Source organism: Pseudomonas brassicacearum (assembly GCF_003732265.1).
Classification (GTDB): Bacteria; Pseudomonadota; Gammaproteobacteria; order Pseudomonadales; family Pseudomonadaceae; genus Aquipseudomonas; species Aquipseudomonas brassicacearum_D.
This window is the reverse complement of record NZ_MOBK01000350.1, coordinates 1-487: the sequence shown is the minus strand read 5'-3', so window position 1 is coordinate 487 and position 487 is coordinate 1. Positions and strand designations below refer to the sequence as shown.

At 63.4% G+C, this 487-nt stretch carries 1 protein-coding gene; it reads left to right on the top strand.

Annotated features, from left to right (window positions below; genetic code table 11):
• The coding region (locus BK660_RS31655) for an isocitrate lyase/phosphoenolpyruvate mutase family protein (RefSeq protein ID WP_185045328.1) at positions 1–487 on the top strand (487 nt) is incomplete at both ends.

Sequence of the window (487 nt, the reverse complement as noted above, 5' to 3'; positions counted from 1 at the left end):
GGCGCGATCAACGCCAACCACGCGCTGCTGGCCAAACGCGCCGGTTTCAAGGCGATCTACCTGTCCGGTGGTGGGGTGGCCGCAGGCTCGCTCGGCGTGCCGGATCTGGGCATCACCGGTCTGGATGACGTGCTGACCGACGTACGCCGCATCACCGATGTTTGCGATCTGCCGCTGCTGGTCGACGTCGACACCGGTTTTGGCTCGTCGGCGTTCAACGTCGCGCGCACGGTCAAATCGATGATCAAGTTCGGCGCGGCGGCGATTCACATCGAGGATCAGGTCGGCGCCAAGCGCTGTGGCCACCGTCCTAATAAAGAGATCGTCAGCCAGCCGGAAATGGTCGACCGCATCAAAGCCGCCGTTGATGCCCGTACTGACGACAGCTTCGTGATCATGGCGCGCACCGATGCGCTGGCGGTGGAAGGTCTGGAATCGGCACTCGATCGCGCTGCCGCGTGCATTGAGGCCGGTGCGGACATGATTT